Annotated in this window: 19 protein-coding genes; 12 read left to right on the top strand and 7 right to left on the bottom strand. The window is 70.2% G+C overall.

Annotated elements, in window-relative coordinates; all coding sequences use genetic code 11:
* Window positions 1-69 precede the first annotated feature (69 nt).
* From mmsB to chvE, 3 genes are all read right to left on the bottom strand, one after another.
* Window positions 70-1,251, bottom strand: a complete 1,182-nt coding sequence (gene mmsB, locus EDF42_RS12300; RefSeq protein ID WP_111086259.1) for a multiple monosaccharide ABC transporter permease — start codon at window positions 1,249-1,251, stop codon at window positions 70-72.
* On the bottom strand, window positions 1,238-2,788 hold the full coding sequence (mmsA, locus tag EDF42_RS12295) for a multiple monosaccharide ABC transporter ATP-binding protein (RefSeq protein ID WP_123338695.1): 1,551 nt from the start codon (window positions 2,786-2,788) through the stop codon (window positions 1,238-1,240). Before mmsA ends, mmsB begins: the two co-directional genes overlap by 14 nt.
* 102 nt (window positions 2,789-2,890) lie before the next feature.
* The gene (gene chvE / locus EDF42_RS12290) at window positions 2,891-4,021 is read right to left on the bottom strand and encodes a multiple monosaccharide ABC transporter substrate-binding protein (RefSeq protein ID WP_123672475.1); all 1,131 of its coding nucleotides are present in this window, start codon (window positions 4,019-4,021) and stop codon (window positions 2,891-2,893) included.
* Window positions 4,022-4,202: 181 nt separating this feature from the next.
* On the opposite strand from chvE, the gene EDF42_RS12285 reads away from it, so the two are divergent.
* Window positions 4,203-5,252, top strand: a complete 1,050-nt coding sequence (locus tag EDF42_RS12285; protein ID WP_123338697.1) for a substrate-binding domain-containing protein — start codon at window positions 4,203-4,205, stop codon at window positions 5,250-5,252.
* A 187-nt stretch (window positions 5,253-5,439) separates the two neighbouring features.
* Here the strand turns inward: EDF42_RS12285 and EDF42_RS12280 are convergent, their stop codons facing one another.
* The 4 genes from EDF42_RS12280 to EDF42_RS12265 are packed head-to-tail and all read right to left on the bottom strand — an operon-like array spanning window position 5,440 to window position 10,703.
* Window positions 5,440-6,393 carry a carbohydrate ABC transporter permease gene (locus EDF42_RS12280; protein ID WP_123291928.1) on the bottom strand — a complete coding sequence of 318 codons (954 nt, stop codon included), beginning with the start codon at window positions 6,391-6,393 and terminating at the stop codon, window positions 5,440-5,442.
* 3 nt (window positions 6,394-6,396) lie between these two features.
* Complete coding sequence (locus EDF42_RS12275) at window positions 6,397-7,365, bottom strand: carbohydrate ABC transporter permease (RefSeq protein ID WP_123672474.1); 969 nt, start codon at window positions 7,363-7,365, stop codon at window positions 6,397-6,399.
* 34 nt (window positions 7,366-7,399) lie between these two features.
* Complete coding sequence (locus EDF42_RS12270) at window positions 7,400-8,707, bottom strand: sugar ABC transporter substrate-binding protein (RefSeq protein WP_123672473.1); 1,308 nt, start codon at window positions 8,705-8,707, stop codon at window positions 7,400-7,402.
* A gap of 4 nt (window positions 8,708-8,711) precedes the next feature.
* Entirely contained in the window at window positions 8,712-10,703 is a 1,992-nt protein-coding gene (locus EDF42_RS12265; RefSeq protein WP_123672472.1) for a glycoside hydrolase family 127 protein, read from the bottom strand.
* A gap of 173 nt (window positions 10,704-10,876) precedes the next feature.
* Here EDF42_RS12265 and EDF42_RS12260 point away from each other — a divergent pair, with 173 nt between their 5' ends.
* The 11 genes from EDF42_RS12260 (at window position 10,877) to EDF42_RS12210 (ending at window position 24,967) form a co-directional block, all read left to right on the top strand.
* Window positions 10,877-11,890: a LacI family DNA-binding transcriptional regulator gene (locus tag EDF42_RS12260; protein WP_123672471.1), complete on the top strand. Its 1,014-nt coding sequence runs from the start codon at window positions 10,877-10,879 to the stop codon at window positions 11,888-11,890.
* Window positions 11,891-12,393: 503 nt separating this feature from the next.
* Window positions 12,394-14,169: a xylulokinase gene (locus EDF42_RS12255; RefSeq protein ID WP_123672470.1), complete on the top strand. Its 1,776-nt coding sequence runs from the start codon at window positions 12,394-12,396 to the stop codon at window positions 14,167-14,169.
* Entirely contained in the window at window positions 14,166-14,876 is a 711-nt protein-coding gene (locus EDF42_RS12250) for an L-ribulose-5-phosphate 4-epimerase (protein ID WP_123672469.1), read from the top strand. The genes EDF42_RS12255 and EDF42_RS12250 overlap by 4 nt, the downstream gene beginning before the upstream one ends.
* Window positions 14,873-16,429 (top strand): L-arabinose isomerase, encoded by a 1,557-nt coding sequence (araA, locus tag EDF42_RS12245; RefSeq protein WP_123338705.1) that lies wholly within the window; start codon window positions 14,873-14,875, stop codon window positions 16,427-16,429. The genes EDF42_RS12250 and araA overlap by 4 nt, the downstream gene beginning before the upstream one ends.
* Window positions 16,430-16,455: 26 nt before the next feature.
* Entirely contained in the window at window positions 16,456-17,721 is a 1,266-nt protein-coding gene (locus tag EDF42_RS12240; protein ID WP_311316783.1) for a D-arabinono-1,4-lactone oxidase, read from the top strand.
* Between the two features lie 13 nt (window positions 17,722-17,734).
* A complete protein-coding gene (locus EDF42_RS12235) occupies window positions 17,735-18,001 on the top strand; it encodes a DUF2510 domain-containing protein (protein WP_311316766.1) in 267 nt (88 codons plus the stop codon).
* A 482-nt stretch (window positions 18,002-18,483) separates the two neighbouring features.
* Window positions 18,484-19,416, top strand: coding sequence for a cation-transporting ATPase (locus tag EDF42_RS12230; RefSeq protein WP_123672467.1), 933 nt, complete (start codon window positions 18,484-18,486; stop codon window positions 19,414-19,416).
* A 217-nt stretch (window positions 19,417-19,633) separates the two neighbouring features.
* On the top strand, window positions 19,634-21,301 hold the full coding sequence (locus tag EDF42_RS12225) for an ABC transporter substrate-binding protein (protein ID WP_185040924.1): 1,668 nt from the start codon (window positions 19,634-19,636) through the stop codon (window positions 21,299-21,301).
* Window positions 21,298-23,040 carry an ABC transporter ATP-binding protein gene (locus EDF42_RS12220; protein WP_123672465.1) on the top strand — a complete coding sequence of 581 codons (1,743 nt, stop codon included), beginning with the start codon at window positions 21,298-21,300 and terminating at the stop codon, window positions 23,038-23,040. Before EDF42_RS12225 ends, EDF42_RS12220 begins: the two co-directional genes overlap by 4 nt.
* Complete coding sequence (locus EDF42_RS12215) at window positions 23,037-23,972, top strand: ABC transporter permease (protein ID WP_123291939.1); 936 nt, start codon at window positions 23,037-23,039, stop codon at window positions 23,970-23,972. The genes EDF42_RS12220 and EDF42_RS12215 overlap by 4 nt, the downstream gene beginning before the upstream one ends.
* Window positions 23,969-24,967 (top strand): ABC transporter permease, encoded by a 999-nt coding sequence (locus EDF42_RS12210; protein WP_123672464.1) that lies wholly within the window; start codon window positions 23,969-23,971, stop codon window positions 24,965-24,967. The genes EDF42_RS12215 and EDF42_RS12210 overlap by 4 nt, the downstream gene beginning before the upstream one ends.
* Window position 24,968: the final 1 nt, after the last annotated feature.

Below are 24,968 nucleotides of genomic sequence, written 5' to 3'. Positions count from 1 at the left end.
GTCGGGTCCCCACAGAGGACCCGACCTTTTCTGTTCACCAAGCGACCGCGAACGCGACCGCGCGCAGCCCTACTTGCGCGCGGCAGCCGCCCGACGCTTGTTGAACACGTCGAACGCGACGGCGGCGAGCAGGACCAAGCCCTTGATGAGCGACTGGTACTCGGTCCCGACGCCGAGGATCGACATGCCGTTGTTCAGCAGACCGATGATGAGACCACCGACGATGGCGCCGGGCACCGTGCCGATGCCGCCGGTGACCGCTGCGCCACCGATGAACACCGCGGCGATGGCGTCGAGCTCGAAGCCGTTGCCCGCACCGGGTGCCGCCAGGTTGAGCTGGCCGGTGAAGACCACGCCGGCCAGGGCCGAGATGACCCCCATGTTGACGAAGAGCATGAACGTGACGCGCTTCGTCTTCACGCCGGACAGCTGCGCGGCCAGGGCGTTGCCGCCGATGGCGTAGACGTGGCGGCCGAACACCGCGCTCCGCATGATGACCGAGTAGATCACCACGAGTGCGCCGAGGATGACGAGCACGATCGGGGTGCCGTTGTAGCTCGCGAGCAGCAGGGCCACGTAGACGACGAGCACGACGCCGAAGACGAGCTTCACGATGAACCAGGCGAACGGTTCGCTCTCGAGCTGGTACTTGCGGCGGGTGGCCCGGCCGCGGAACGCCGTGACCGCCATGACGGCCGCGGCGGCGAAGCCGAGGATCATCGTGAGCGGCTCGTACCCGGTGGTGCCGAACGACGGCAGGAAGCCGGAACCGAGGGCACGGAACCCGTCCGGGAACGGCGAGATCTGCTGGTTGTGCAGCACGATCTGCGCCGCACCGCGGAAGGCGAGCATGCCAGCCAGAGTGACGATGAACGCCGGGATCCCGAAGTAGGCGATCCAGAACCCCTGCCAGGCACCGACGAGCGCTCCGACGACGAGGCACAGCACGACGGCGATCGGCCACGGGATGTGCCACTGCGTGATCATCACGCCGGCCATGGCGCCGGTGAAGGCGACGACCGACCCGACGGACAGGTCGATGTGCCCGGCGATGATGACCATCACCATGCCGATGGCGAGGATGAGGATGTAGCTGTTCTGGACGATCAGGTTCGAGACGTTGATCGGGGCCAGGGTGATGCCGTTGGTCGTCACCTGGAAGAAGACGACGATGACGATCAGCGCGATGAACAGGCCGATCTGTCGGAGCTGCCCGGTGAGGTAGCCGGCGGCGGACTTAAGCGCGTTCATTGACAGGGGTCTCCCGTTCCTGGGTCATGTACTGCATGAGGACCTCTGGGGTGGCCTCGGAGCGGGGCACATCAGCGGTGATGGTGCCCTCGGAGAGTGTGTAGATGCGGTCGCAGATGCCGAGGAGCTCCGGGAGCTCCGAGGAGATCACGATGACCCCCTTGCCCTGGTCCGCGAGGCTGTTGATGATCGTGTAGATCTCGTACTTCGCACCGACGTCGATGCCGCGGGTGGGCTCGTCGAGGATGAGCACGTCCGGATCGGTGTACATCCACTTCGACAGGACGACCTTCTGCTGGTTGCCGCCGGAGAGCTTGCCCGTGATGACGTCGACGTTCGGTGCCTTGATGTTGAGGTTCTTCAGGAACTGCCCGGCGACCGTGGTCTCCTCGGACGCGTTCACGAAGCCCCAGCTGGCGAGCTTGCCGAGCGCCGACCCGGAGATGTTCCGTTTGATGTCGTCGATCAGGTTCAGGCCGTAGCGCTTGCGGTCCTCGGTGACGTACGCGATGCCGTGGTCGATCGCCTGCGACACGGTGTGGGTCTTGATCGGCTCGCCGCGCTTGTAGACAGTGCCGCTGATGCCGGATCCGTACGACCGGCCGAACACGCTCATCGCGAGTTCGGTCCGCCCGGCGCCCATGAGTCCGGCGATGCCGACGATCTCGCCGGCGCGCACGTTCAGGTCGACCTGGTGGATGATCTCGCGCGATCCGTCGAGCGGGTGGTGGACCGTCCAGTCCTCGATCCGCAAGAGCTCCTCGCCGATCTTGGGTTCGTGCTCGGGGTACCGGTTCGACAGGTCGCGGCCGACCATCCCGCGGATGATGCGGTCCTCGGAGACGTCGTCGGCGTGCATGTCGAGCGTCTCGATGGTCTTGCCGTCGCGGATGATCGTCACCTTGTCGGCGATCGCCTTGATCTCGTTGAGCTTGTGGCTGATGATGATCGCCGTCATGCCCTCGGCCTGCAGCGAGCGGATGAGCTCGAGCAGGTGCGCGGAGTCGTCGTCGTTCAGGGCGGCGGTGGGCTCGTCGAGGATGAGGAGCTTGACCTTCTTCGACAGTGCCTTCGCGATCTCGACGAGCTGCTGCTTGCCGACACCGATGTCCACGATCTTCGTGACCGGGTTGTCCTTGAGACCGACGCGCTGCAGGAGCTCGGCTGCTGCCAGGTTCGTCTTGTTCCAGTCGATGAAGCCGCCCTTGGACCGCTCGTTGCCGAGGAAGATGTTCTCGGCGATCGACAGGAACGGGCTGAGCGCGAGCTCCTGGTGGATGATGACGACGCCGGCTGCTTCGGAACCGTTGATGTCGTGGAACGCGACGGGCGACCCGTCGAGCAGGATCTCGCCCTCGAAGGAGCCGTGCGGGTAGACGCCCGACAACACCTTCATGAGGGTCGACTTGCCGGCGCCGTTCTCGCCGCAGATGGCGTGGACCTGGCCACGCTCGACCTCGATCGAGACGCCCTGCAGGGCCTTCACGCCGGGGAACGTCTTGGTGATGTCACGCATCTCGAGGATCGTGTCCGTCACGTCGACCGCCTTCCGTGGTGCGCGCCGTGGCGCGCGGATGGGGCGGACGGGAGGCACGGGGCGGGGTCGACCCGTGCCTCCTGTCCGACAGGTGGGTTGCGACTACTTCAGGTCGGCTTCGGTGTAGTAACCCGAGTCGACGAGGACTTCCTTGTAGTTGTCCTTGGTGACGACCGTCGGCTGGAACAGGAAGGTCGGGACGACCTTGACCTTGTTGTCGTAGCTCTTCGTGTCGTTGACCTCGGGCTTGTCACCGGTGAGCAGGTCCTCGGCCATGGTGACCGACTGCTTGGCGAGCTTGCGGGTGTCCTTGTAGATGGTCGAGTACTGCTGACCGGCGATGATCGACTTGACCGAGGCCGCCTCGGCGTCCTGGCCCGTCACGATCGGCAGCGGACGGTCGCTGGTGCCGTAGCCGGCACCCTGCAGCGCCGAGATGATGCCGATCGAGATGCCGTCGTACGGCGAGAGCACGCCGTCGAGCGTGGTGCCGCCCGAGTACGACTTCGCGACCAGGTTCTGCATGCGGGCCTTGGCGGTCGCCGGGTCCCACTGCTGCGTGGCGGCCTGCGAGAGCTGGTCCTGACCCGACTGGATCTTCAGCGTGCCGTCCTCGAGGTACGGCTTGAGGGTCTTCATGGCGCCGTTGAAGAAGAAGCTGGCGTTGTTGTCGTCGAGCGAGCCGGCGAAGACCTCGATGTTGAACGGGCCCTTCTCGCCGGTCTTCTCGCCCTTGTCGTCGAGGACGCCGAGGCCGGTGAGCAGGCTCGTCGCCTGGTCGACGCCGACCTTCTCGTTGTCGAACGACACGTAGTAGTCGACGTTCTTGTTGCCCGTCAGCAGGCGGTCGTAGGAGATCACCTTGATGCCGGCCTTGGCGGCGGCGTCGAGCTGGTCGGAGAGGGCTCCGCCGTCGATCGACGCGATGATGAGGACCTTCGCGCCCTTCGTGATCATGTTGCTGACCTGCTGGGCCTGCTGCTGGACCTTGTTGTCGCCGTACTCGAGGTCGACCTTGTAACCGGCCTTCTCGAGGTCGCTCTTGACGGCGTCGCCGTCCTTGATCCAGCGTTCCGAGACCTTGGTCGGCATGGCGACGCCGACGAGGGCGCCCTTGTTGTCGCTGCTGCTGCCGCCGCCGTCGGTGGACGCGCGGCCACCGGCCGAGCAGCCGGCGAGTGCGATCGCGATGCCGAGGGCTGCAACGCCCGCGATGATCCTGCGCTTCGTCATCGAAGTACCTCTGTTCCTCTCGCGTCGTCCTCGACGCGCTCAGGTGCCGGGGCTGCTGTGCCCCGAGGGATGTGCTCGTGTGAGCGCTCACATACTGGGGCTTTCGTAACGGGGTGTCAACTCGACCTGACCGTTTCGCGATCTTGCCGCGCGGGCCGGACTGCGCGGTACGGTTGGCCTCGTGACGACCACGACCGCCCCAGGGGGCACGGGCGGCAAACGCCGGAAGGCTCCGACGATCTTCGACGTCGCCGAGCGCGCGGGCGTCTCCCACCAGACCGTCTCGCGCGTCATCAACGGCGACCCGACGGTCCGCGACGCCTTCCGCACGCAGGTCACCGACGCCGTCCACGACCTCGGCTACCGGCCCCGCGCCGCAGCCCGCGCACTCGCCGGGGGGCGGAGCCGCGCGCTCGGCATCATCACCGCCGGCGACGCGCTCTACGGCCCGTCGAGCACCGCGATCGGCTTCGAACGTGCGGCCCGGTCGGCCGGGTACCACGTGCTGCTCTCGACCCTGCCCGAGGACCCGACGCCGTCCGACCTGTCCGGTGCACTCACGACGCTGCTCGCGCAGGACGTCGCCGCGATCGTGCTCGTCGCCGCCGACAACCGGGTGCTCGACGCCCTCGGATCACTCACCGTGCCGGTCACCGTGCCCGTCGTCGTGTCGAACGCCGTGCAGCGCGACGCCGTGCGGACCCCGGCGGCGTCGACCGTCGCCGCCGTCGCGATCGACCAGGCCGCCGGGACGTCGCTCGTGATGGAACACCTGTTCGGGCGCGGGTACCGGCGGATCGTGCACATCGCCGGCCCGCCCGTCTCGCAGGAGTCCGAGGTGCGTCGCGCCACGTACGTCCGGATCATGCAGGACGCCGGCCTCGAGCCCGTCGTGCTCGACGGCGACTGGACCCCGGGGAGCGGGTTCGCGGCCGCACGGCACATCGACGTGACGGCCGTCGACGCGGTGTTCGCCGGCAACGACCAGATGGCGCTCGGGGTGCTCCACGCCTTCGCCGACGAGGGCCTGCGCGTGCCCGACGACATCGCGGTGGTCGGGTTCGACGACGTCCCCGAGGCCGCGCACTTCACCCCGCCGCTGACCACCGTGCGGCAGGACTTCCGGGCGATGGGGGAGCGGGTGCTCGACACCGTGCGGGCCCTGGTCGAGGGCGAGCCGCTCGACGAGACCCTGCTGGCGCCCGAACTCGTGGTGCGCCGGTCGGCGTAGAGCGCACGGTGCGGTGTTGTGCGGCCGGTGCGAGGTTGGTCGCTCGGTGCAGCGCTACAACCCCGCATCGAGCGGGCAACCCCGCACCGGCCGATGGGCGGCGCACGGTGCGAGGTCGTGGCCGTCCCGCACCGAGCGGGCAACCCCGCACGGTGCGAGCGGGCCCGGCCCCGAGCCGACCCGACCGTCAGCCCTTCAGCGCACCCGACGACAGGCCTGCGACGTAGAACCGCTGCAGTCCGACGTAGAGCGCGATGCACGGGATCATCGCCACCACCGACCCGGCGACGAGGTTGCCGTACGACACCTGCCCGTACGCCCCGGTCTGCAGGTTGAGCAGCGCCACCGGCAGCGTGTAGAGCGAGTCCTTCGTCAGGAAGGTCAGCGCTCCGAGGAACTCCGTCCACGACGCCAGGAACGCGTACAGCGCAGCGGTGGCCGCGCCGGGCAGCAGGAGCGGGCGGAGCACCGACACGACGACCCGGAAGCGTGAGGCCCCGTCGACGAACGCCGAGTCCTCGAGCTCGGTCGGGATCGACTCGAACGCGTTCCGCATCACGAACACCCCGAACGGCAGGTTCACCGTCGTGTAGAACAGCACGAGCCCGAGCAGCGAGTTCGTGAGCTTCATGGCGTTCATCTCGAGGTACAGCGGGGTGAGGATCGCCTGGAACGGCACCATCATCGTCAGCAGCACCAGACCGAACACGATGCCCGACCCGCGGAACCGGAAGCGGGCGAACCCGTACCCGGCCATCGTGGCGATCACCGCGGTCAGCACCGCGGTGGCGATCGACACGATCAACGAGTTGAACACGCCGGTCAGCAGGTGCGACGACGAGCTGAAGACGGCGGCGAAGTTCTGCCAGCCGAGCTGGAAGAAGGTCGCGGGGTCGGCGGCCTGCGTGATGACGGCCTCGGACTGGAACGCCCGCAGGATCGACCACAGCAGTGGGACACCGAACACGAGCACCGACCCGACGCCGGCGATCACGTACAGGGTGCGCTTGACGGCGGTGTCGCGGGGGTGCCGGACGCTGCCCTGGTGGTGGCGCCGGCGGCGTCCGTCGCCGGTGGTGGTCAGCGTGCGGGTGGACAGGTCCGGCGCCGCGAGGCCGGCACGGGAGGTCGTGGTGCTCATGGCTCAGTCCTTCTCTCGCAGTGCCCAGAACTGGAACACCGTGACGGCGGCGATGACGACGACCAGGGCGATCGACTCGGCGGTCGCGGCGCCGAGCTGCAGGTTGACGAAGCCACGGTTGTAGATCGCGTTGACGATCGTCGTGGTCTCGGTCCCCGGCCCGCCCTGGGTCAGGATGTAGAACTGGTTGAACGCGAGCAGCGAGCCGATCACCGAGATGATGGCGCTGAGGGCGATGGTCGACCGGATCATCGGCAGGGTGATGAGCCGTTCGGTCTGCCACCACGACGCGCCCTCGAGCTGGGCCGACTCGTACACCTCGTCGGGGATGCCCTGCATGGCCGACATCAGGAGCACCATCGTCAGGCCGGACACCGCCCAGACCACGAGCACGCAGATGAGCAGCGTGGCGAGGGGGCCGTTGACGAGCCAGGCGGTGCTGCCGTCGGTGATCCCGAGCCAGCGGAGCACCATGTTGACGGCTCCGGAGTTCGGCTGCGCCTCGAGCACGAGCATGAACGACAGCGTGGTCAGGCCGACGACGTACGGCAGGAAGAACACCGTCCGCAGCAGGGTGCTGCCCCGTCGCCGTGCCCGGATGAGCACCGCCAGGAAGTAGCCGAGCACCAGGATCGGCACTGTCACGATCGCGGTGTACAGCAGCGTGTACCCGATGGCGTGCACGAACGTCGGGTCCTGGAACAGGGTCAGGTAGTTCTGCAGCCCGATGAACCGGTACGGGCCGATCAGGGGCCAGTTCGTGAACGAGATGTAGAGCGCGAACACGAGCGGGGCGAGGACGAACACCGCGACGAAGACGATCGCCGGGGTGACGAGCACGGCGCCGGCGCGCGGCGGGTGGGTGAGCGACCCGCGGGACGGACCCGGGCGGCCCGAGCGGCCCGGACGGCCAGCGCCGCGCCCGACGGTCGGGCGGCCGGCGCCGGTCCGTCGGTTGGAGATGGTGGTCATGTCTGCACCTCTCTGTGCAACGAGCGAGCGAAGGTCAGGCCTGGACCTGGTCGAGGATGCGGGTGTAGTCCGCCTGCGCCGTCTTCATCGCGGCAGCGGTGCCCGAGCCGAACACGGCCTCGCGGAACATCGCGAAGTACGGTGACGACGGCTGGTTGTTGAGCAGGTTGTACGCCAGGGTCTGCGGCGCGTAGCCCTTGTCGATGGCGTCGAGGGGGCCGAACGCCAAGGGGAACCGCTTCCGGTACTCGGGCGTCGCGGCGTCGGAGCGGGTGGGGAAGTACCCGCCGTCGGGCAGTGCCTGCTGTTGCTGCAGGCCGTTCGCGTACTGCATGAACGCCCAGCCTCCGGACGGGTTCGCCGCCCCGTTCGGGATGCACATGTTGTCGCCGCCGTCGAAGAACGACCGCTGGCCGTCCCACGACGGGATGAGGACCGTCTGCATCTTCGCCCGCATCGCCTTGGTGGCCGCGGGCACGGTGGCGCCGTAGGAGGTCGGGAAGATCCCGACCTTGCCGGCCCGGAAGTCCGCGCCCCACGTGGTGCCGGCGTCCGAGTACGTCGCCTTCGACAGCGCGCCGTCCTTCCAGAGCTGCCGGTAGAACTCGAGCATCCGTTCCAGCGCTTCGTTGCCGGTGATGTTCGCCGTCTGGGAGCCGACCTCGCCGGACATCATGTCGACACCCGTTGCCCATACGTGCGGCTGGGTGACGAAGCCGATGATGCCGGCGGCGTTTCCGGAGATCGACCACCCGTAGACGTCGTCGCCGGTCTTCCGGATGGCCTTCGCCGCCGCCAGCAGGGAGTCGAGGTCCTTCGTGGAGTCCTCGACGTCGAGCCCGGCCCGGTCGAACAGCTCGGTGTTGACGAACAGCTGCGAGTTGTCCGCCAGGTAGGGCAGCCCGTAGTACCGGTCGCGGTACTCGAGCAGCCGCAGGTGCCCCGGCGAGATCGCGTCGAAGTAGTCGAGGCCCTTGACGACGTCGGTCAGGTCGGCGAACGCCTCGCGGAAGATGAACAGCTGCGAGTTGATGTCGTCGATGTCCACGACGTCCGGCGGCTCACCACCGCGGATGGCCGTTGCGAGCTTCGTCACGTACTGACCGTCCGGCACCGGGGTCAGCTCGACCTGCAGCTTCGGGTTCGCCTTGTTGAACCCGGCCACGGCCGAGGTCAGTCCGGCCTGGGTCGCGGACCGGCACCAGACGTGCACGGTGCCGGTCGCGTCCTTCCCGAAGCTCGCCACCTTCGCGTCGACCTTGGGCAGGGTGCCGGAGCACCCTGCCAGGGCGAGTGCTGCGCCGCCGGCGACACCGCCGACCAGGAACGCTCTGCGGTCCATCAGATCACCGCGCCAGCGGGAGCCACACGCGCATCGGCGCCGCGCCCCGGTTCGCCCAGGCGTAGTAGGGAACCGCTGTCGCGGTGACCGACGGGAGGCCCGTGGTGGCGTTCTCGGAACCGGCCACGTCGCCGACGTTGGTCGCGTCGAGAGCGTTCGTCGCGCCTCCCGGCCCGTCCAGCCGCTGGTACGGCCACGATGCCTGCTCGTGTCCGGCCGGGGCGTGTCCGGGCACGCGCAGCGTGACGATGCCGTCGAGCAGGTCGTCGCGACGTTCCTCGGTGATCGGTGCGACCGCGTCGACCGTCAGGTCGTCGACCGTGAAGCCCTGCTGGTCCGCCTGCTCCACGGCGTACACGAGGGGGCCGCGCTCGATGGCGACCTGACCGCGGGCGGCGTCGATGCGGGTGTCGGCCACGTACCGGTGCGGCGTCGTGTCGAAGACGAGCTCGACGGTGTCCCCTGCGGACCAGTGCCGGTCGACGACGTGCAGCGTGCCCGGCTCCGGGTGCGCGGTACCGTCCGGTCCCTGCACCGTCGTCGTGTCCGACCAGACCGGGATCCGCAGGCCGAGGGCGAGCGGGCCGTCCTCGGTGACCGTGACGACCACGCGGCCGTCGTGCGGGTAGCCCGTCTCCACCGACACCGGCCCGAGGTCGGCGGTCGCGTACTGGTGGATCTGCAGGCCGCCGTCGGTCGCGGTCGCCAGGTAGCCGTCCAGGCTCGCGAACGTGCGCATGATGTTCGGCGGGCAGCAGGCGCAGTCGAACCAGCCGCGGCGCCCGTGGGCAGGGGAGCGATTCTCGTCCTGGTGCGCGTGGTCCCGCTGCTGCAGGGGGTTCACGTAGAAGTACTCGGTGCCCGCCAGGCTCACGCCGGCCAGGAACGCGTTGTAGAGCAGGCGCTCGATCGCGTCGGCGTAGACCGGCTTGCCCGTGGCGAGCAGCAGGCGCCACGCCCACTGCACACCGCCGATGGCCGCGCAGGTCTCGGCGTAGCCACGGTCGGTCGGCAGCTCGTAGGGGTCGCCGAACGCCTCCCAGTCCCAGCGCGCACCGAGGCCTCCGGTGATGAACGCCTTCGTCGCCATCATGTCGGCGAACTGTCCCTCGCTCGCGGCCAGCAGCTCGGTGTCGCCGGTCTCGATCGCGACGTCGACGGCGCCGGCTGCCAGGTACACGGCGCGGACGGCGTGGCCCTCGACGGTCGTGGCCTGCCGGCTCGGCACCCGGTCGGAGAAGTACGTCGGCTCGCCGCCGGCGCGCTCGATGATGCCCGTGCCGCGGGCGTCGACGAACCAGTGCGCCAGGTCGAGGTAGTCGCGGTTGCCGGTCTCGCGGTAGAGCTCGACGAGGCCCATCTCGACGACGGGGTGGCCGTCGACGTCGCGGGTCTTCGGCGTGCCGTCCGGTGCGGTGCCGTCGCCGAACGTGCGGACCAGGTGGTCGGCGTTCTTGATCGCGACCTCGAGCAGGCCGGTGTCGCCCGTCGCCCGGTGCTGCGCCACGGCCGCCTGGTACAGGTGCCCGGCGCAGTACATCTCGTGGCTCCACTTGAGGTCCGTGTACCGCTCGCCCTTCCCACGGATCTGCTGCACGGAGTCGAGGTAGCCGTCGTCGGCCTGCGCCTGGGCGTACAGGGCGGTGACCTCGCGCTGCAGTTCGAGCAGGTCCTCGGACGGGGCGCGGCCGTACTCCCACGCCACCGCCTCGAGCCACTTCGTCACGTCCGAGTCCATGAAGATCGGGCCGGTGGCCTCGCCCTCCTCGAGCCCGGCGGCGATGCGCAGGTTCCGGAAGTTGCCGGCGGTCTCGAGCAGGGCGTACCCGCCGCGGACCGCATCACGGCCGTTGCGCTCCTGCCGGAGAGCCCAGAAGCCGCTGGTGATCCGGGCGTCGCCCGTCGGCAGGGGCCGGAGCGTGAGGTGCGCGTCGGCGGTCGGGAGGACCGGGGTCGCGGTGTGCGCACGGCTGTCGGTCGCGAGCGTGGTGGTCATGTCGCCTCCTTGCGATGTGACTGGGACCGTCCCGGTGTCCGCCGTTCGTGCAGCGTTTCGGAAAACGGTTTCTGCGGTGGACAGTACGACACCGACCTGGCGTGCGCAAGAGTTGTGGGCGTTTTTCTGCGTATGCTCATCGTCACGTCCCGCGATCCGGAAAGGAACTTGCCGTGACCCTCGAGCGCACCGGTGCCGACCGCAGCACGCAACCCGTCCGGATCACCGACGTCGCCGCGCTTGCCGGGGTGTCGATCGGCACGGCGTCGAAGGCGCTCAACGGCACCGGACAGCTCCGCGACTCCACCAGGGCACGGGTCAAGGACGCCGCCGAGAAGCTCGGGTTCGTCGGAGACGCCCGGGCCCGCGCACTGTCCTCCGGCCGGACCTACACGGTCGGCATGATCACCACCGACTCCTTCGGTCGGTTCTCGATCCCGGTGCTCCTCGGCGCCGAGGATGCCCTGTCCGCCGGGCAGATGGCGGTCCTGCTCTGCGACACCCGCGACGACCACGTCCGCGAGGCCCACTACCTCCGTTCCCTCGCAGCCCGCGGCGTCGACGGGATCATCGTGACCGGACGGTCCGCCGACCCGCGACCGCCGATCGACGTGGCGATCCCGGTCGTGTACGCGTTCACGCCGTCGACCGCGGCCGACGACGTGTCGATCACCCTCGACGACTCCGCAGGGTCCGCGCTCGTCGCCTCGCACGTGCTGACGCTCGGGCGGCAGCGGGTTGCCGTCGTCACCGGGCCCGCGCGGCACCGTTCCGCCGAACGTCGGGTGGCGGGGGCCGCCTCCGTGCTCGGGTCACGACTGGTCACGCCGCCGCTGTTCGGCGAGTGGTCGGAGCGGTGGGGGCGCCAGGCCGTCGACGTGCTCGCGCGGCAGTCTCCCGATGTCGACGCGATCATGTGCGGCAGCGACCAGATCGCCCGTGGCGTGTGCGACCGGCTCCGGGAGCTCGGACGATCGGTCCCCGAGGACGTCGCCGTCACCGGGTACGACGACTGGGACGTGATGGCGCTCGCCTCGAGGCCGCCGCTGACGACGGTGGACCTGCGGCTCGAGGAGCTCGGGCGCGTGGCCGGGCAGGCGTTGCTCGGCCTGATCGACGGCGGTGCGGCGGCCTCGGCGACGGTCACCCCGTCGCTCGTCATCCGCGAGAGCACCGCCGGCGCGTAGCCCGGCGCCCGCCCCGTCCCGCCCCTCCCCGCCCGTCGCGCCCGTCCGCCGAGGTTCCGAAATCTCGGCATCTGGGCGGGTCTCCGAGCCGTTCGTGGAACCTCGGCGCCACGGCGGCGGCGAGTCGTGGAACCTCGACGGGGAAGGGGCCGGGCGAGTCCCCGCCGCGAAGGGGTCGGTCGGAACGTGCCGAAGGCCGCTGTCCCGGGGGCCCCCTCGGTGCTCGGGGTTCCGAGATTTCGGCATCTGGGCGGGGATCCGGGTCGTTCGTGGAACCTGGGCGTGGCGGGGGCGGCGAGTTGTGGAACCTCGGCGGACGTGAGCGGGGGTGTCGTGGTCAGGCTCGAGATCGGGTGGGAACCGGGTGGGAACCGGGCGGAGCCGGGTGTGGCGCGGGCGTGCAGCGCGGCCGAGGGGGCGGCGCGCCCGGACGTTGCGAGAGTGAGCGCTCACGTGCCAGGATGTGAGCGCTCACGGAGGACGACGGAGTTCTGGAGGAACGCATGGGCGACGACCCCACCCAGCAGGTCGCGAACGGCCGCACGACACTTGGGATCGAGCTCGGCTCCACCCGCATCAAGGCATGCCTGGTGGACGAGGACCTCGTGCCCATCGCCGCCGGCTCCCACGAGTGGGAGAACGAGTTCGTCGACGGCCGCTGGACCTACTCGCTCGACGCCGTCGAGACCGGTCTCCGGGCCGCCTACGCCGCGCTCGTCGCCGACGTCGAAGCGCAGTTCGGCGTGCGTCCGACCACCTTCCGCGCAGTCGGCGTGAGCGCGATGATGCACGGCTACCTGGCGTTCGACGCCGCGGGCGACCTGCTCGTGCCGTTCCGGACCTGGCGGAACACCTCGACCGGGCCCGCGGCCGAACAGCTCAGCGAGGCACTGGCGTTCAACGTGCCACTCCGCTGGTCGATCGCACACCTGTACCAGGCGGTCCTCGACGAGGAGCCGCACGTGCAGCAGATCGCGGGCATCACGACGCTCGCGGGCTACGTGCACCGACGACTCACCGGACGGAACGTGCTCGGCGTCGGGGATGCCTCCGGGGTGTTCCCGATCGAGGGTGGCCCCGTCGACAGCGGCCCGGGCGACCCCGGCTCCCGCGGATGGGACGAGCACATGCTCGCCACGACGCAGGCCCTGCTCGGCGAGCACGTCCCCGACCTCCGCGCGGTCCTGCCCGAGGTGCTCGTCGCGGGCGAGGAAGCCGGTGAGCTGACCCCCGAGGGCGCCGCGTGGCTCGACCCCACCGGCACGCTCGAACCCGGCGCGCCGCTCTGCCCGCCCGAGGGCGACGCCGGCACCGGCATGGTCGCGACGAACGCCGTAGCACCCCGCACCGGCAACGTCAGCGTCGGCACGAGCATCTTCGCGATGGTGGTCCTCGAGAACCCGCTCAGCACCCCGCACGAGGAACTCGACGTCGTGACCACCCCGGCGGGCGACGCCGTGGCGATGGTGCACTGCAACAACGGCGCCAGCGAGATCGCGAGCTGGGCGAAGGTCTTCGGACGGTTCGCCGAAGCGGCCGGGCAGCCCCTCGACGTCGACACCGTCTACGCGACACTGCTCACCGAATCGATCGCGGACAGCACCGACCCCGACGCCGGCGGCCTGCTCTCGTTCAACTACCTGGCCGGCGAACCCGTCACCCATGTCGAGGACGGCCGGCCCCTGCTGCTCCGCACCCCCGACGCCCGCTTCACCCTGGGCAACCTGGTCCGCTCCGAGGTGCACGGCGCGTTCGCCACCCTGGCGATCGGCATGGACGTGCTGCACGGCGAGCGGGTGCAGGTCGACCGGATGACCGCGCACGGCGGGCTCTTCCGCACGCCGGGTGCCCCGCAGCGACTGCTCGCCGCGGCACTGCGAGTGCCGATCGCCCTCGAGGAGACCGCGGGCGAGGGCGGGGCCTGGGGCATCGCCGTCCTGGCCGCCTACCTCGAGCACACCGACCAGCAGCTCGCCGACTTCCTTGCGGACACCGTGTTCGGCGGGGACGCCGTGCACGTGGCTGAGCCCGAGCCGCGCGACGTCGAGGGCTTCCAAGCGTACCTCGGCCGGTACCGCGCTGCCCTGCCCGTCCAGGCCGCGGCGGCAGCGGCGACCAGACCCGAGACGACCGGAACCGGTGCCGCAGCGGCGACCGGACCCGAGACGACCGGAACCGGTGCGGCAGCCGCCCCCGGCGCCGACGCGACCACGACCCGAGGCGAGGGGACGGCGGGAGCCGAGCCGCGCCTCCCGGCAGAGCAGGAAGTGACCAGATGACCAGCGCAACCGACCCCGACACCCAGCGGGCCGTCGCGACCACCCGGGAACGCGTCGCCCGCCTGCACGGCGAACTCGTCCGCTACGGCCTGGTGATCTGGACCGGCGGCAACGTCTCCGAGCGCGTGCCCGGCACCGACCTGTTCGTCATCAAGCCGAGCGGCGTGTCGAGCGACGACCTGACCCCCGAGAACCAGGTCGTTTGCACCCTCGACGGCGAGCCGGCCGACGGCTGGGAGAACAGCCACGGGCCGAGCTCCGACACCGCCGCGCACGCCCACGTGTACCGGAACATGCCCGAGGTCGGCGGTGTCGTGCACACCCACTCGACGTACGCGACGGCGTGGGCCGCACGAGCGGAACCCATCCCGTGCGTGATCACCGCGATGGCGGACGAGTTCGGCGGGCCGATCCCGGTCGGCCCGTTCGCGATCATCGGTGACGACTCGATCGGCCACGGCATCGTCGAGACGCTGACCGGCCACCGATCCCGCGCGGTCCTCATGCAGAACCACGGCGTCTTCACCATCGGCAAGGACGCCAAGGACGCCGTCAAGGCCGCCGTGATGTGCGAGGACGTCGCCCGCACCGTGCACATCGCGAAGCAGGGCGGGGACGTGGTCCCGATCGCGCAAGCAGACATCGATCGACTCTTCGATCGCTACCAGAACGTCTACGGACAGAACCCCGAAGGAGCCATGCGATGACGCAGGACACCCCGACGCACGACACCCCGACGCACGACACCACCGTCGACCCCCAGGCCACGCTCGACGGCTACGAGGTCTGGTTCCTCACCGGCTCCCAGGGGCTGTACGGCGAGGAGACGCTGCGCCAGGTCGAGGAGCAGAGCAAGGCCGTACACGCCGAACTGGCCGGCGCGCTGCCGGTCAAGCTCGTCTGGAAGCCGGTCCTGAAGGACGCCGACGGCATCCGCCGCGCCCTGATCGAGGCCAGCGCCGACGACAAGGTCATCGGTGTCACCACCTGGATGCACACCTTCAGCCCCGCGAAGATGTGGATCGGCGGCCTGCAGGCGCTGACGAAGCCGCTGCTGCACCTGCACACGCAGGCGAACGTCACGCTGCCGTGGGCGGACATCGACTTCGACTTCATGAACCTCAACCAGGCCGCGCACGGCGACCGTGAGTTCGGCTACGCCCTGGCACGCCTCGGTGTCCGGCACGCCACCGCCGTCGGCCACGTCTCGGACCCCCGCGTCCAGCAGCGCGTGTCGAACTGGACCCGCGCCGCAGCCGGCGCCGCAGCCGTCCGCGAGCTGAAGCTCACCCGCTTCGGCGACAACATGCGCTACGTCGCCGTCACCGAGGGCGACAAGACCGAGGCCGAGATCGAGCTCGGCGTGCAGGTCAACACCTGGGCGGTGAACGAGCTGGCAGCGGCCGTGTCCGCCGCGTCGGACCACGAGATCGACGCGCTGCTCGCCACCTACGACGCGTCCTACGACCTCGTACCGGAACTCCAAGAGGGGGGCGAACGCAGGAGCGCGCTCCGCGACGGCGCCGCGATCGAGATCGGCCTCCGCACCCTGCTCGCGCAGAACGGGTCCGCCGCCTTCACCACCAACTTCGAGGACCTCGGCACGCTCAAGCAGCTGCCCGGCCTCGCGGTCCAGCGCCTGATGGCCGACGGTTACGGCTTCGGCGCCGAGGGCGACTGGAAGACGGCCGTCCTGGTCCGTGCGATGAACGTCGCCGGCGCCGGACTGCCCGGTGGTGCGAGCCTGATGGAGGACTACACCTACGACCTCACCCCGGGTGCCGAGAAGATCCTCGGTGCCCACATGCTCGAGGTCTCGCCCACGCTCACCACCACGAAGCCGACGCTGGAGATCCACCCGCTCGGCATCGGCGGCAAGGACGACCCGGTCCGCCTGGTCTTCACGGCCGACTCCGGCGAGGCCGTGGTGGTCGCGCTCTCCGACACCCGCGACGGCTTCCGTCTCACCGCGAACGTCGTCGACGTGGTGCCCCCGACCGAGGCCCTGCCGAAGCTCCCCGTCGGCCGTGCCGTCTGGGAGCCGCGCCCGTCGTTCCCCGTCGCCGCCGAGGCCTGGCTCACCGCCGGCGCCGCCCACCACACCGTGATGACGACGGCCGTCGGTCTGCAGGTGGTCGAGGACCTGGCGACCATGGTCGGCACCGAGTTCCTGGTCATCGACGAGCACACCACCGCCCGCGGCTTCCGCGACGAGCTGCGTCTCCAGCAGACGTGGCACCGTCTCGACCGCGGCTTCTGAGGGACGCGGACCGTACGATGAGCGACGTGATCGCAGAGCAGCGCACGCGGACGAACTGGGCGGGCAACGTCACCTACCGGGCGTCCGGTCTGGCGCGTCCGACGTCGGTGGCCGCGTTGCAGGAACTGGTCGCGTCGACCCCGCGCCTGACGGCGCTCGGCTCACGGCACTCCTTCAACACGATCGCCGACACCGACGCCGTGCAGGTGTCGCTGCAGGACCTGCCGCCGGTGCTCGACATCGACACGTCGCGTCGTGTGGTCCGCGTGGCCGCCGGCATGACGCACAGTCAGGTCGCGGCCGGTCTGGAGGCCCGTGGCTGGGCACTCGGGAACCTCGCGTCCCTGCCGCACATCTCCACGGCCGGGGCCGTCGCCACGGGCACGCACGGCTCCGGCGTGCGCAACCCGTCGCTCGCGCAGGCAGTGGTCGGGCTCGACGTCGTCCGCGCTTCCGGGGCGATCGAGCACGTCGATGCGTCCTCGCCGGACGGGGCCCTCGACGCCCACCGGGTGGCCATCGGTGCGCTCGGTGTCGTCACCACGGTGGAGCTCGCGATCGAGCCGACGTTCCAGGTCGCCACGACGGTGCACCTCGACCTGCCGTGGGACGCGGTGTCCGCCCACTTCGACCAGGTCATGTCCGACGCCTACTCGGTGTCGATGTTCACCTCGTTCGACGACCGCGGTGCCCGGCAAGTCTGGGTGAAGCACCGCGCGGACGAGCCCTCGCCCACCGTCGACCTCGTCGCCCTCGGAGCGCGGCCCGCCACCGGCCCCGTGCACCCGGGGGAGAACGACCCCGCCGGCGTCACCGAGCAGGGCGGCGTCCCCGGGCCGTGGGCCGAGCGGCTGCCGCACTTCCGGTCCTCGTTCACGCCGTCGACCGGTGCCGAGATCCAGGCCGAGTACTTGATCCCGGCAGCGTCGGCGGTGTCCGCGCTCGAGGCCCTCCGTCCGCTCGAGTCGGTGTTCGCGCCGATCCTCATCGCCGCCGAGATCCGTACGATCGCGCCCGACGCCGCCTGGCTCGCGCCGTCGTCCGGTCGGCAGTCGGTCGGCATCCACTTCACGTTCCGCCGGGACGCCGCTGCCGTGGCGGCCGCGGTGACGAGGATCGAAGAAGCGCTCGCGCCCTTCGACCCGCGGCCGCACTGGGGCAAGGTGTCCGGCGTGAGCGTCGAGCGTCTGCACGAGGCGTACCCCCGGCTGTCGGACTTCGCGGCGGTCGCGCGCGACGTCGACCCCACGGGCCGGTTCCGCAACGCGTACCTGGCGCGCGTCCTGTCCTGACGGGGCGTGCCGCGTGGCGCCACCACTGGGGCGTGCGCGTGACGACACCGGTTCCGGAGCCTCCTCGGAGGCAACGGAGGGGAGCACAGTGACGCTGCCGATCGCCGGGTGGTACCCGGACCCGCAAGACTCGAACCGCACACGGTGGTGGGACGGAGCACGTTGGGGAGCACTCGCACCCCAGCCTGCTGCAACTGTCCCCACGCCACAGTGGGAGCCGGCACTTCGTCGTCCGAGCGGCACAGTTGCTCGCGTGACGACAGGTGTCCCGCACCGTTGAGCGCGATGCGGGACACCCGGGTCCTCAGTCCCTGCGGAACAGGTCGATCAGGAGCCTGACCACGGTCACGAGCAAGCTCGCGATCCCCAGCCAGGGCACCCGACGCCTGGACCGATCATCGGTGTCGTACGACATCGGTGACCTCCTGGTGTCGTCGCCGGCTGACACGAGGAGCTTCGACCGAGGGATGCGTCGCCGAGCGTGCTCGGCTACCATCGGTTCCGAGCGTTGGACTCGGGATGGTTGGTGCATCCCTTGGCTTTCCACTCGGAAGGCGAATCGAAGCCCGGAACTGTTGTCGCAGTCCCGGGCTTCGTACTTTCGCCCGGATCGCGCTCCGGCTGTGGCGCAACCGGATCAAGCCTACGACGAACTGTCCGGTGACATTCCGGTCGTCGCTCACAGCGGTTTCCCGCCGGATGTGCGGGCGACCCGCCGGTTCGTCGCTGGGAGCGCACATGTGCATCCACAAAGGTCGGGGGATGGCGAACTTCAACCGCATCCTGGGTATGGCCTCGAAGGTCATCGACAAGCAGCTCCAGAAGCGTGGGCAGGGGGACGGTGCGCCCGGCAACGGAGCGCAGCGCGCTGGCGGGACCGACTGGCGTGACGTCGTCCGCGGCGCAGCGGACCGGCTGACGGGCGATGACCGGAGCCAGCAGCGGCCGCAGCAGCAGTACGGCCAGCAGCAGCAGCGGCCGCAGCAGCAGTACGGCCAGCAGCAGCAGCACGGCCAGCAGCAGTACGGGCAGGCGCCCCAGCAGCAGTACGGCCAGCCGCAGCAGCACGGCCCGGCCGACTCGGACAAGGTCGCCCTGGCGAAGTACGACTACCTGCTCCGCACCTCGTCGCCGGACCAGCTCGAGCAGGTCCACCACGACGCCTTCGCCCGCCTCACCCCGGCGCAGCGGCAGCAGGTGCGCAACCGTCTGAACTCCGAACTCCCGCCGCACGAACACCTGCGCGACGACTCGGCCGGCGGCATGGCGCGCGCGATGACCCGCGGCGAGGTCCGCCGTCCGGGCCTGATCCGCCGCGTCCTCGGCGGCTCGAGCAACGGCAACGGCAACGGCCGCGGGCGTGGTGGCGCCTTCGCCGGCGGGGCCGCGGTCGGCGCCGGCGCGATGGCGCTCGGCGGCATCGGTGTCGCGGTCGCCGGGGGAGCGGTGCTGAGCGCTGCCGCCGGGCCCGTGCTGGCCGAGGCAGCGAACCTCGGCGTCGACTTCGACGGCATCGCCTCGGGCATCGGCGACCTCGGACTGGCCGACCTCGGGGCCGACCTCGGCGGCGGCTTCGAGGGGATCGCGGGCGAGGGTGAGCAGCTCCTCGGCGGTCTCGGCGAGCAGGCGTCGGGCCTCGGCGAGCAGGCCTCGAACCTCGGCAACGACTTCCTCGGGGGCCTGTTCGACCGCTGACCCACGCCCCTCGGGTGGACTCGGTGCAGATCCATCGGGAATAGACGGACGTCGCACGGCACTTGGATTGTTTCGTCGTGCGACGTCGGTCGCACGCGGGATTCGGACGGGCGACCGCCGCGGTGTCAGGATGGACGCCGCCCGGCGACCCGGTCCGTGCAACCACAGCGGCTGCAGCACGGTCGCCACCACCCTTCCCACGAGGAGCTCCACCGTCATGAGACGCCCGAACCGCCTGACGATCACCGCGGCCGTCGCCGCAGCAGCAGCCCTGGTCCTGACCGGCTGCTCGGGCGGCAGCTCCTCGGACGACGCGGCGAACGGCACGGCCAAGGGCGGCACGCTCAACATCCTGCTGCCGCAGACGGCGTTCCACCTCGACCCGGCGACGAGCCAGAGCCTGGGCATCACGTCGCTCGCTCTCGTCGCGCGGCGCCTGACCACGTGGGACGTGGAGCCCGGCAAGACCGCGAAGGTCGTGCCGGACCTCGCGACGGACACCGGGAAGTCCAGTGACGGCGGCAAGACGTGGACGTACACGCTGAAGGACGGGCTGAAGTTCCAGGACGGCACCCCGATCACCACGAAGGACATCAAGTGGGGCATCGAGCGCTCGTTCGCCCCCACGCTGACCGGCGGCCTGAGCTACCACAAGTCGCTCCTGGTCGGCGGCGACAGCTACAAGGGTCCGTTCGACGGCAAGACCCTCGACAGCATCGAGACCCCGGACGACAAGACCATCGTCTTCAAGCTCAACAACGCCTACGGCGACTGGCCCTGGCTGGCCTCGATGCCCGCGTTCACCCCGGTCCCCGAGGGCGACGGCACGGACACCGGCGCCTACGACCTGAAGCCAGTCGCATCCGGTCCGTACAAGGTGCAGTCGAACACGCAGGGCACGCAGGTCACCCTCGTCCGCAACAAGGAGTGGAGCGCGAAGACCGACGACGTCCGCACCGCCGGCCCGTCGAAGGTCGTCTTCAAGGAGAGTCAGGACCCGTCGACCGTCACACAGACGCTGATCGCCGACAACGGTGACGCGAAGGACTCCTTCGGTGCGAGCTACCTGGGCGCAGCCGAGCTGAACCAGGTGCGGAGCAACCCCGCCGCCCAGGACCGCCTCGCCACGTCGAAGGCCGGCCCGATCAACTACATGGCGATCAACACGCAGAAGGGCTCGCTCAAGGACCTCAAGGTCCGTCAGGCCCTGCAGTACGCCGTCGACAAGAAGTCGTACCGGATCGCTGCGGGCGGTGCGCTCGCCGGTTCGTACGCCACGACCCTGATCACCCCGGGCATCGCGGGCCGCGAGGACTACGACCTGTACAAGCCCGGCGCGAACGGTGACGTCGCGAAGGCGAAGCAGCTCCTCAAGGACGCGGGCGTGTCCGACCTCAAGCTGACCCTGGCGACCCAGAACGACCCGACCTACCTCGCCCAGGCGCAGGCGCTGCAGTCCGGCCTCAAGCGCGCCGGCATCACCGTCACGCTGAAGCCGCTGGACGCGGACTCGTTCTACACCGCGACGACCGACGGCACCGACTTCGACCTGGCGCTGTTCAGCTGGCAGCCGGACTTCCCGAGCGCGAACGCCAACATCCAGCCGCTCTACGACTCGTCGCAGATCGGTGGCGGCGGCTACAACGTCTCGAAGTACAGCAACCCCGAGGTCGACGCGCTGATCAAGAAGGCCAGCGCCACCGTCGACCAGCAGGACGCGCAGAAGCTGTGGGTCGAAGCGGACAAGAAGATCATGGCCGACGCGCCGATCGTCCCGCTGACCTACGCGAAGCAGTCGTTCCTGGCCGGTTCGAACGTGCAGAACTTCCAGATCGCGGACTTCCCGGCGTACCCGAACTACCTCAAGGTCTCGCTCGCGAAGTGAGTTCGCCGCTGCTCGAGGTCGAGGGGCTCCACGTCGCGTTCGGCGACGCGGAGCCCGTCGTCCGTGACGTCTCCTTCACCCTGACCCCCGGTCGTGTGCTCGCCCTCGTGGGGGAGTCCGGCTCCGGCAAGTCCGTCAGCGCCATGAGCGTGCTCGGCCTGCTGCCGCCCGAGGCGCGGGTCTCCGGCAGCGTCCGGTTCCGTGGCGAGGAGCTCGTCGGCGCCTCCGACGACACGCTCCGTGCCGTTCGCGGCGCCGGCATCGGCGTCGTGTTCCAGGAACCGATGAACTCGTTCACGCCGGTGCTGTCCATCGGCACGCAGGTCGCCGAGGCGATCCGGGCGCACCCGACGGACCTCGACCGTGCAGCGGTCTCCGCGCGCGTCGACGAGCTGCTGCGTGCCGCAGGCCTCACCGACCCCGAGCGCATCCGCAAGGCCTACCCGCACGAACTGTCCGGCGGGCAGTTGCAGCGCGCCATGATCGCGATGGCCCTGGCCGGGGACCCGGTCGCACTGATCGCCGACGAGCCGACGACCGCCCTCGACGTCACGGTGCAGGCCGGGATCCTCGACCTGCTCCGCCGACTCGGTCGCGAGCGCTCCTTGGCCGTCCTGCTCATCACGCACGACATGGGTGTGGTGGCGGACGTCGCGGACGAACTCCTGGTGATGCGCCGCGGCGACCCCGTCGAGCACGGCACGGTCGCCGAGGTCTTCGCGCACCCGTCCGCCGACTACACGCGCGAGCTCCTCGCCGCCGTCCCCAGCCTGGAGGCCCGTCCCGCGTCCGCCACGCCGGCTGCGGACCCCGAGACTCGGCCTGGACGACAGGACGCGGCCCCCGGGACGCACGCCGTGTCGTCGAACGCGGGTCTCGGTCCGACCGAAACGAGTCTCGCGGAGGCGAGCCGCGCCTCCCGAATGCCGGTCGCGCAGCTGCGCGACGTCGCCGTGCGGTACTCGCGCCGCGGCGGACCGACCGTGTCGGGCATCGACCTTGACCTGCGGGCCGGCGAGACCGTCGGGCTGGTCGGGGAGTCCGGGTCCGGCAAGTCGACCATCGGACGAGCGCTGGCGGGCCTGGTGCCCGTCGTCGCGGGCTCGGTCGAGGTCGACGGCAGCGACCTGCGGACCGCCAGGGGCCGACGGCTTCGCGAACTCCGCAGCCGCGTCGGCATCGTCTTCCAGGACCCGGCATCGTCGCTCAACCCGCGGCAGACCATCGGCTGGAGCATCGCCGAGCCGTTGCTCGTGCACGGGACCGCCTCGGCGGCCGACCGTGCGGAACGCGTCCGTGAACTGCTGACCGCCGTGCAGCTCGACCCGTCGTGGGCCGAGCGGTTCCCGCACCAGCTCTCCGGCGGGCAGCGCCAGCGCGTTGCCGTCGCGCGGGCGCTGGCGCTCCGTCCGGCGCTCGTCATCGCCGACGAGCCCACCTCGGCGCTCGACGTGACCGTGCAGGCGGCCGTGCTCGACCTGCTCGCACAGCTGCAGGACGAGTTCGGGTTCGGCATGCTCCTCATCAGCCACGACCTCGCCGTCGTCCGGCAGCTCGCTGACGAGGTCGTCGTCCTGCACGACGGTCGCGTGGTCGAGCGGGGGACCACGGACGCCGTGCTCGACGACCCGCAGCAGGACTACACGCGCATGCTGCTCGCAGCGGCGCCCGTCGCCGATCCCGTGCGACAGGCGGCCCGCCGCGAAGCCTGGCGCGCCTGGGAAGGAGTGTCCTCGTGACCGCCAACGTCGTCGAGCGCCCCGTGGCCTCGTCCGGACGCACCACCGGCTTCCGCGCCGTGGTGCGCCGCATCCGGCAGGACCGCTGGGCCGTGACCTCGGCCGTCGTCATCGTGGTGTTCCTCGTGGTCGCCGTCGCGGCGCCGCTCATCAGTGCCGTCACCGGGCAGGACCCGTACGGGTACGACATCGACGCGCTCAACTCGTTCGGGGCGCCGAAGGGCTTCGGCGGGGGGATCAGCGCCGAACACTGGTTCGGCGTCGAGCCGCTGACCGGTCGCGACCTGTTCGCGATCGTGACGTACGGTGCGCGGACGTCGCTCGGCATCGGGCTCGCGGCGACCTTCCTGTCGATCGTCATCGGGGTGCTCGTCGGTGTCACCACCGGCTTCTTCGGCGGCTGGTACGACCGCGTGCTCTCCCGCGTGGTCGACGTGATCTTCGGCTTCCCGTCGCTCGTCTTCATGATCGCCCTGACCGCGATCGTGCCAACGTCGTTCCCGAAGCCCGTCCTGGTCGTGCTCGTCATCGGGTTCTTCGGCTGGCCGTCCGTCGCCCGCGTGGTCCGCGGCCAGACACTGTCGCTCGTCAGCCGGAACTACGTCGTCGCCTCCACCGCCATGGGCGCCGGCCGGTGGCACGTCATCCGCACCCAGCTGCTGCCGAACCTGGCGGCGACGATCACCGTCTACGCGACGATCTCGATCCCGTCGATGATCGGAGCCGAGGCCGCGCTGTCGTTCCTGGCGGTCGGCGTGACCCCGCCGACGCCGTCGTGGGGCCGCAGCATCGGCGACGCCGTCGGCTGGGTGCAGACCGACCCCATGTACCTCGTGTTCCCCGGAGTGGCACTGTTCCTCATCACCCTCGCGTTCAACGTGCTCGGCGACGCCCTGCGTGACGCCCTCGACCCGAGAGGAGCACGCCGATGAGCACCTTCCGCTTCATCGCGATCCGCGTCCTCGGTGCAGCCGTCGTGCTGCTCGTCGTCGCCGCGATCACCTACGCACTGTTCATGCTGCTGCCGACGAACCCCGCGAGGGCGATCTGCGACAAACCGTGCACGCCGGACCGGCTGCGTGAGGTGCAGGCGTTCCTGGGGACCGACAAGCCCTGGCTGGCGCAGTTCGGCGCCTACCTGGCGGGGATCTTCACCGGTCGGACGTTCGGCAGCGGCGCGTCCGTGATCACCTGCGCCGCGCCGTGCTTCGGGTACTCGTTCCAGCTGCACGAGAGCGTCACCGACCTGATCCTGTCCCGCCTGCCCGTCACCGCGTCGATCGCCGTCGGTGCCGCCGTGCTCTGGCTCGTCGCCGGGGTGTTCGGCGGAGCCGTCTCGGCGCTCCGTCGCGGCACGTTCGTCGACCGGGCCGTGATGACCGTCGCGGTCGCCGGGGTCTCGTCGCCGGCGTACCTGATCGGGTTGCTCGGCATCCTGCTGTTCGGGTTCGTGCTCGGCATCCTGCCGACGAGCGGGTACGTCGCGTTCACCGACGACCCGGTCGGCTGGTTCACCCACCTGATCCTGCCGTGGTGCGTGCTCGCGTTCATCAGCGCCGCGATCTACGCGCGCCTGACCCGTGGCGAGATGCTCGAGTCGATGTCGCAGGACTTCGTGCGGACCGCTCGGGCCAAGGGCCTGCGCGAGCGCCAGGTCGTCGTGCGGCACGGACTGCGTACCGCGATCCTGCCGGTGGTGACGCTGTTCGGGCTCGACCTCGGGTCGCTGCTCGGCGGTGCGGTCATCACCGAGAAGGTGTTCTCGATGCAGGGCCTCGGCGCGCTGCTCATCGATGCCGTGCACACCCTCGACCTGCAGGTCGTCGTCGGCTTCACGCTGTTCTCGGCGCTGCTGATCGTCACCGCGAACGTGATCGTCGACGTGGTCTACGCGTTCGTCGACCCGCGGGTGCGGCGCCGGGCGTAGC

It is taken from the genome of Curtobacterium sp. PhB172, assembly GCF_003752545.1.
Lineage (GTDB): Bacteria > Actinomycetota > Actinomycetes > Actinomycetales > Microbacteriaceae > Curtobacterium.
The sequence above is the reverse complement of the archived record's forward strand: the minus strand, read 5'-3'. Positions and strand labels throughout refer to the sequence as shown.

Bases quoted from the DNA above. Each gene is read 5' to 3' on its own strand.
- EDF42_RS12255 (WP_123672470.1), top strand. From the start codon at position 12,394: ATGGGCGACGACCCCACCCAGCAGGTCGCGAACGGCCGCACGACACTT.
- araA (WP_123338705.1), top strand. From the start codon at position 14,873: ATGACGCAGGACACCCCGACGCACGACACCCCGACGCACGACACCACC.
- EDF42_RS12280 (WP_123291928.1), bottom strand. From the start codon at position 6,393: ATGAGCACCACGACCTCCCGTGCCGGCCTCGCGGCGCCGGACCTGTCC.
- EDF42_RS12265 (WP_123672472.1), bottom strand. From the start codon at position 10,703: ATGACCACCACGCTCGCGACCGACAGCCGTGCGCACACCGCGACCCCG.
- EDF42_RS12250 (WP_123672469.1), top strand. From the start codon at position 14,166: ATGACCAGCGCAACCGACCCCGACACCCAGCGGGCCGTCGCGACCACC.
- EDF42_RS12230 (WP_123672467.1), top strand. From the start codon at position 18,484: ATGGCGAACTTCAACCGCATCCTGGGTATGGCCTCGAAGGTCATCGAC.
- mmsB (WP_111086259.1), bottom strand. From the start codon at position 1,251: ATGAACGCGCTTAAGTCCGCCGCCGGCTACCTCACCGGGCAGCTCCGA.
- chvE (WP_123672475.1), bottom strand. From the start codon at position 4,021: ATGACGAAGCGCAGGATCATCGCGGGCGTTGCAGCCCTCGGCATCGCG.
- EDF42_RS12225 (WP_185040924.1), top strand. From the start codon at position 19,634: ATGAGACGCCCGAACCGCCTGACGATCACCGCGGCCGTCGCCGCAGCA.
- EDF42_RS12270 (WP_123672473.1), bottom strand. From the start codon at position 8,707: ATGGACCGCAGAGCGTTCCTGGTCGGCGGTGTCGCCGGCGGCGCAGCA.
- EDF42_RS12275 (WP_123672474.1), bottom strand. From the start codon at position 7,365: ATGACCACCATCTCCAACCGACGGACCGGCGCCGGCCGCCCGACCGTC.
- EDF42_RS12210 (WP_123672464.1), top strand. From the start codon at position 23,969: ATGAGCACCTTCCGCTTCATCGCGATCCGCGTCCTCGGTGCAGCCGTC.